The organism is Planctomycetia bacterium (genome assembly GCA_034440135.1).
Classification (GTDB): Bacteria; Planctomycetota; Planctomycetia; order Pirellulales; family JALHLM01; genus JALHLM01.
Map to the genome: position 1 here is coordinate 1 of JAWXBP010000217.1, position 6,995 is coordinate 6,995.

Genomic DNA, 6,995 nt, shown 5'->3' on the forward strand with positions numbered 1-6,995 from the left:
GCCAACTCCCGCAACAGTTGTTCCTCGCGGGCGTCGAGTCGCTTCGGCACTTCCAAATGCACCTGCACCAGCAAGTCGCCGAGCCCGCGCCGGCGCGGGTCGGGCATCCCGCGGTTGCGCATCGTGAATACATCGCCAGGCTGCGTGCCGGGCGGGATGTCGAGCGTTTCGCGGCCGTCCAGCGTCGGCACATCAATCTTAGCGCCCAGCGCCGCCTGCGTGTAACTAATCGGCACCTGGCAGATCAAATTTTGGCCGTCGCGCACGAACAGCTCATGCTCTTCCACATGAATGAAGCAATACACATCGCCACTCGGGCCGCCGTTCGGGCTTGGTTCTCCCTCGCCCGAGAGGCGCAGTTTTGTTTGACCGTCGACGCCAGCCGGTATCTCCACATCGCGCTGCACGCGCTTCGGAATATGCCCGCGCCCTTTACAAGCCGAGCAATGTTCCTTCACCACGGAACCCTGACCCTGACAGGCCGGACACGTGGTTTGCACCCGGAAGATGCCGGACGATTGCACGACCTGCCCATGGCCGCCGCAGTATTTGCAGCTTTCCGGCTTAGTACCCTTTTTCGCGCCGGAGCCTTCGCATTCGACGCAACGCTCATGGCGTTGGAAATGAACCGTCTTCGTTACGCCTCGGGCCGCTTCCAGCAGCGTCAACTTCGCGTCGCAGCGCAGGTCGGCGCCCTTTGAGACTCGCCGTCCGCGCCCTCGTCCGCCACCCCGAAGAGGACCCCGAACAGCCCGTCGCCGAACAAATCGCCGAATGCCTGGAAGACGTCGTTTACGTCGCGGAACTGTTGCCCGCCGCCGCCCACGCCGGCATGGCCAAAACGATCGTACCGTGCGCGCTTCTCGGCGTCGCCCAGCACTTCGAACGCCTCGGCCCCTTCCTTGAAGCGCGCCACCGCCTCCTCATCGCCCGGGTTCTTGTCCGGGTGATACTTGATGGCGAGCTTGCGATAGGCGTCCTTCACGTCCTTCTCGGACGCGTCCTTCGCAACCCCGAGAACTTCGTAGTAGTCGCGCTTTCCTTGCATCGTTGGCATGGCTGGCAAATTCGGAACTCGGAAGTAGGAAAACGGAACGTAGGCGAAATCAGATCCGAGTTCCGACTTCTGCGTTCCGAGTTCTCATAAAAAAGGGCCACTCCGGGTTCAATCGAAGTGGCCCTCTTGAACCTCACAAATCTAGCACATCGCTACGTTACCGCACGCTGCCTTCGGTGCGGGGCGAGTGGTCGTCCTTGTCGATGTTGGTGACCATGGCTTCGGTCGTCAACATCAAGCCCGCGATGCTGGCCGCGTTCGCCAACGCGCTGCGGACCACCTTCAACGGGTCGATGATGCCCGCCTTGACCATGTCGACGTACTGCGCCTTGTTGGCGTCGTAGCCGGTGTTGGTGGGCTTCTGGCTCACTTCGTCGGCGACGACCGAGCCGTCGATGCCACAGTTGTCGGCGATCTGACGCATCGGGGCGTCGAGCGCGTGCAACACGATATCGACGCCGATCTTCTCGTCACCCTTGGCCGACTTCTTCGCGCCTTCGACCGCTTCCTTGCAACGCAAGAGCGCCACGCCGCCGCCCGGCAGCACGCCTTCCTCGACCGCCGCACGCGTCGCGTGCAAGGCGTCTTCGATGCGGGCCTTCTTTTGCTTCATGTCGGCTTCGCTGTTCGCTCCCACCGAGATGATCGCCACGCCGCCGGTCAGCTTCGCCAGCCGCTCTTGGAACTTCTCACGATCGTAATCGCTTTCGGTGTTCTCAATCTGGGAGCGAATCTGTTGAATGCGGGCCTGAATCAACTTCTGCTCGCCGGCGCCTTGTACGATCGTCGTGTCGTTCTTGTCGACCGTGATCTGCTTGGCGCGACCGAGTTGACTTAATTGCAGGTTTTCCAGCTTGATGCCGAGGTCCTCGCTGATCAGCGTGCCGCCGGTCAGCGTGGCGATATCGCCCAACATCGCCTTGCGGCGATCGCCGAAGCCCGGGGCTTTGACAGCGCAGATGTTCAGAATGCCGCGGAGGCGATTCACCACCAACGTGGTGAGGGCTTCCCCTTCCACGTCCTCGGCGATGATCAACAGCGGCTTGGCGGTCTGCATCACTTGTTCGAGGACGGGCACCAGCTCGCGCAGGTTGCCGATCTTCTTTTCGTGAATCAGGATGTACGCGTTTTCGAGCTGGCAATCCATCTCGGCCGGACGATTGATGAAGTACGGCGAGAGGTAGCCCTTGTCGAACTGCATGCCTTCGACGAATTCCAGCGTCGTCTCGGTCGACTTGCCTTCTTCGACCGTGATCACGCCGTCCTTGCCGACCCGCTCCATCGCGTTGGCGATCATGTCGCCGATCGCGCGGTCGTTATTGGCGCTGATCGCGCCGACCTGAGCGATTTCTTCCTTGCTGGAGACCGGCTTGCTCATCGAACGCAGCTTCTCAACGGCCGCGTCGACGGCTTTTTCGATGCCGCGGCGAACCGCCATCGGATTGCTGCCGGCCGCGATCAAACGCGTGCCCTCTTTGAAGATCGCGCGGGCCAACACGGTGGCCGTCGTGGTGCCGTCCCCGGCGATGTCCGAGGTCTTCGAGGCCACTTCGTTCACGAGCTTCGCGCCCATGTTCTCGAAGCGGTTTTCCAACTCGACTTCCTTGCTCACGGTCACGCCGTCTTTGGTGACAGTCGGGCCGCCGAACGATTTGTCGATGATCACATTACGGCCGGTCGGGCCCATCGTCACGGCCACGGCGTTGGCCAACTTCTCAACCCCGCGCAACATCTTCGCGCGGGCCTGATCTTCGAAAAGGAGTTGTTTAGGCACGGGGAATTCCTGGTAGTAGGTGGGGGTGTGAGTAGGCGGAGTAGGTGGAGTAGTAAGTAGGTGAAGCAGTTAGTAGGAGCATGCGTAGTTTTCGGTCGAAGTGGGCGCAGCGGCCCTACTTCACCTACTAACTACTCCACCTACTACACCTACTTCCCCCCTACCTCACCACCTTCGCCAAAATGTCCGTCTCGCGGACGATCTTCAGATCCTTGCCGTCCAGCTCGATCTCCGTGCCGGAGTATTTGCCGTAGATCACTTCGTCGCCGACCACGACCGAGAGCGTGCCGCGCTCGCCGCTATCCAGCAGCTTGCCCGGGCCGACCGAGACGACGGTGCCGCGTTGCGGCTTTTCCTTGGCGGTGTCCGGCAGCACGATGCCGCCAGCGGTCCGCTCCTCAGCTTCCTTCGGTTCCACGACAACGCGATCTTCCAGCGGACGCACTTTGAGGGTCTTCATGTCTTTGTTGATTCCGTTGATTATTGATGTAGGTCAGCCTTTCCAGGCTGACGTTTCAAGTTTGGTTCGGTGTCCCCCGTCAGCCTGGAAAGGCTGACCTACGGGCAACTACATTCCCATTCCCATGCCACCCATGCCTCCCATGCCACCCATTCCTTCCATGCCGCCCATGCCATGGTCATGGTGGCCGCCGCCGTGATCGCCGTCGCCGTCGTCTTCCTTCGGGAGGTCGGTGATCAAAGCCTCGGTGGTCAGCAGCAACGCCGCCACGCTCGCCCCGTTTTGCAATGCGGTACGAACGACCTTCGCGGGATCGATCACGCCGGCCTTCACCAGGTCGACGTATTGATCCTTGTCGGCGTCGTACCCTTCGTTCGGGTTCTTGAGCTGACGCACGCGATTCACCACCACCGCGCCGTCCAACCCGGCGTTTTCGGCGATGTAACGCAGCGGGTAATCCAGCACGTTGCGAATGATCTTCACGCCGAACGCTTCGTCGCCCGTAAGTTGCAACTTGTCGAGCGCCTTTTCGCAGCGGATGAGCGCCACGCCGCCGCCCGGGACGATGCCTTCTTCCAACGCGGCCTGCGTCGCGGCCTTGGCGTCTTCGATCAGCGCCTTGCGCTCTTTCATTTCGGTCTCGGTCGCCGCGCCGCAGTTGATCTGCGCCACGCCGCCCGCGAGCTTCGCCAAACGCTCCTGCAGCTTCTCGCGATCGTACTCGCTGTCCGTCGTGCTGATCTCGCGGCGAATCTGCTCGGCGCGGCCTTCGATTTCCGCCTTCTTGCCGGCGCCGGCGATGATCGTCGTGTTTTCCGCGCTGATCGTCACCTTCTTGGCGCGGCCCAGGTCGGTGAGCTTCACCGCATCCAGGGCAATGCCCAGGTCCTTGAAGATCGCGGTCCCGGCCGTCAACACGGCCAGGTCGCCGAGCATCGCTTTGCGGCGATCGCCGTAGCCGGGCGCCTTCACGGCGCACACGTTCAAGATGCCCCGCATCTTGTTGACGACCAACGTCGCCAGGGCTTCCCCTTCGATGTCCTCGGCGATGATCAACAACGGGCGATTCGCCTTGCTGATCGCTTCCAACAGCGGCACCAGGTGCTTGGCGTTGGAAATCTTCTCTTCGAAGATCAGGATCGAGCAATCGCTCAGTTCGACGAGCTGCGCGTCCTGGTTGGTGACAAAGTGCGGCGAGAGATAGCCGCGATCGAATTGCATGCCTTCCACGACTTCGACGTACGTCTCGTTTTGCTTGCCTTCTTCGACCGTGATCACGCCGTCTTTGCCGACCTTCAGGAAGGCGTCGGCCAACACTTCGCCGATGCTGGGATCGTTGTTGCCGGCGATCGTGGCGACCTGCTTGATTTCCGTCTTGTTCTTTTCGTTGATCGGCGTGGCCAGCTTCTTAATCGCCGCGACAACCGCCTCCGTGGCCTTATTGATCCCGCGCGAGAGCGCCATCGGGTCCGCGCCCGCCGCGATCATCTTCAAACCCTCGCGGAACACGGCCTCGGCGATGACCGTCGCCGTCGTGGTGCCGTCGCCGGCCACTTCGTTGGTCTTGCTGGCCGCTTCCTTGACGAGCTGGGCGCCCAGGTTCTCGTTCGGGTCTTCCAGCTCGATGTCCTCGGCGACTGTCACGCCGTCCTTGGTGATCTTCGGGGAGCCCCAGCCCTTGTCCAGGACCGCGTTGCGACCCCGCGGGCCCAACGTGCTGCGAACCGCCCGGGCCAACTTGGTCACGCCGGCCAACAACGGCTGGCGAGCCTCATCGTCAAAGACCATCTTTTTTGCCACAGCGAGAGTCCTCCAAAAGCTGGTAATGCGGGGGAGATACGGTCAACGGCCGCCGGGTCGGCACTGGCTCAAGCAACTCGCTCAAACCGGGACAGCCGGCCAACCGCAAAGCTCAATTCACCAATCAGGACGACGGCCCGGAACCGCACTTGGCAGGCGCGGGACGTCGTGAAGCCCTTATTAGCAAGCACCGTGCCGGGCCGCATGCGCGCGGCGATAACCGCCTGCGCAGCAATGGTTTAGCGAGTGTTTCCAGCGAAATGGCGAGCTCCACCAGCGGCCAATGTCGAATGCCAGAATGGCAGAGACTCACAACACTAACCCGAAGCGCCAGCGAGGGGGAGAGGACGTCGATCCACAGGGCGACATCGCGCCGCGTCCATCGCCGGCACTTCCACTCGTACACGCCGGACGGGTGCCAATCCCGTAGGTCAGGCACCGCCGACGGTCGCAGCAGCTCTGCGCGCGAATAAACAAGTCGAAGTCCATAGTCGCCGCGAAAAATGTGCCTGACAGGAGTGCGGCACGCAACCCGCCCTCAATTGAACAGATACAATCCAGCGACGCCGCCTGTAATAAAGCACGCGGCCAAGAACAAGATCGTTGTGGTGGCCATCATCGATTCGGATTGATGCTCACGCAGACATGCGCTCAGGCTTCCTGCCAACAGACCGCCGGGCAGGCCCATAAAGTACGACTGAATAACCATCAAGCCGCCGCCCCATCCAAGGACCGCCGAACAAACCAAGTAGCCAGCCAGGAAAGCTTGCCAGCAGCGCGGCGCAAGTATGACAAGAACGAGCGAAAGGAACCCCGCAGTCCACAGCGCGCTCGCAAAAAGGAAGTCTGCCTCCGAAAGATGTGGATTTGGAGAAGGCATGGAACCAACACGCATGCCAGCAAAGAAACTTGCTGAAGCGAGTACGGCAACCATCAGTGTGGAAAGTTGGTAGCGCATAGAACCCGGGCGTTAAGTTTCATTGAGTCGACAGAGTCTTTGGCCCTGTTGTGGCACGGTCTCCCGACCGTGCCACCGGCCCGACCGAAGGTCTCCCGTACTCACGACCGACGGCGCACCGATTGTTCCGCCGTGAAAAAGTAGCAAGCCTTGCGCGGCTCCACCCGCTCAGGGAGACCTTCGGTCGGCGGGGTGTCACAGTCGGGAGACCGTGACACAACAATGTATCACACCGGTGCGGCCCGCAATCATGTCAGGCACAGCCTTATGCGGCCATTGGGACGTTGCGGCGATACGCTCGACTGCTTGCCCTTCGTCTTCGACAACGGTGCCTGACCTACAACGGACCGTCGGTCGGCGATCTGTCAATCGCCTTTCTCGCCGCCAAGAAACTCAACGACCGTAACGCCGACATCACGAATGATCTGCCGTAACAAGCCGGGTGAGATATCCCGTCACTTATGAAATGGCACCGTCGTGCGACGTCCGTCCGCGTGTCGGAACTGCTTGTGTGAGCCGCGTTGCCGCACCTCCACGAAGTCGAGGGCTTCCAACAACCGCACGACTTCCTGCGGCTTCGACACCGGCAACTTGCTCATGGGGCCGCGACTTGCAGCGTCTGCGTGCCGATGAACTCGGTGTCCAGCGTCGGCTCACCATCCTCCAGCAGCATCGTGATCACCTCGCGTAGATTCGCGAGCAATTCATCGACGGTCTCGCCCTGCGAATGCGCGCCGGAAAAGCCGGGCACGTACCCGACATAAAGACCCGTATCGGCACAGCGTTCGATCACAGCGGTATAGGTTCGCATCATGGAACTCCTGATGGGCTTATTATAGCGTCCATTCGTGCCGGTTGACATCAATCACGTCCTATGTTGTGGCACGGTTCCTATGTTGTGGCACGGTCTCCCGACCGTGCCACCGGCCCGACCGAAGGTCTCCAA

Annotated in this window: 7 protein-coding genes and 1 pseudogene; all 8 read right to left on the reverse strand. The window is 61.2% G+C overall.

Annotated elements, in window-relative coordinates:
- The coding region (locus tag SGJ19_12495; GenBank protein ID MDZ4781065.1) for a DnaJ C-terminal domain-containing protein at window positions 1-668 on the reverse strand (668 nt) is incomplete at its 3' end.
- Window positions 665-985, reverse strand: a complete 321-nt coding sequence (locus tag SGJ19_12500; protein MDZ4781066.1) for a DnaJ domain-containing protein — start codon at window positions 983-985, stop codon at window positions 665-667. The genes SGJ19_12495 and SGJ19_12500, both read right to left, overlap by 4 nt.
- A 229-nt stretch (window positions 986-1,214) precedes the next feature.
- Entirely contained in the window at window positions 1,215-2,831 is a 1,617-nt protein-coding gene (groL, locus tag SGJ19_12505) for a chaperonin GroEL (GenBank protein ID MDZ4781067.1), read from the reverse strand.
- 160 nt (window positions 2,832-2,991) lie between these two features.
- Window positions 2,992-3,291 carry a co-chaperone GroES gene (gene groES / locus SGJ19_12510; GenBank protein MDZ4781068.1) on the reverse strand — a complete coding sequence of 100 codons (300 nt, stop codon included), beginning with the start codon at window positions 3,289-3,291 and terminating at the stop codon, window positions 2,992-2,994.
- A gap of 108 nt (window positions 3,292-3,399) precedes the next feature.
- The gene (groL, locus tag SGJ19_12515; GenBank protein MDZ4781069.1) at window positions 3,400-5,091 is read right to left on the reverse strand and encodes a chaperonin GroEL; all 1,692 of its coding nucleotides are present in this window, start codon (window positions 5,089-5,091) and stop codon (window positions 3,400-3,402) included.
- Window positions 5,092-5,629: 538 nt separating this feature from the next.
- A complete protein-coding gene (locus SGJ19_12520) occupies window positions 5,630-6,049 on the reverse strand; it encodes a hypothetical protein (protein MDZ4781070.1) in 420 nt (139 codons plus the stop codon).
- A gap of 365 nt (window positions 6,050-6,414) precedes the next feature.
- Window positions 6,415-6,648 (reverse strand): annotated as a pseudogene (locus SGJ19_12525) (type II toxin-antitoxin system HicA family toxin).
- The gene (locus SGJ19_12530; GenBank protein MDZ4781071.1) at window positions 6,645-6,860 is read right to left on the reverse strand and encodes a type II toxin-antitoxin system HicB family antitoxin; all 216 of its coding nucleotides are present in this window, start codon (window positions 6,858-6,860) and stop codon (window positions 6,645-6,647) included. The pseudogene SGJ19_12525 and the gene SGJ19_12530 overlap by 4 nt, the downstream one beginning before the upstream one ends.
- Between the last annotated feature and the right edge of the window lie 135 nt (window positions 6,861-6,995).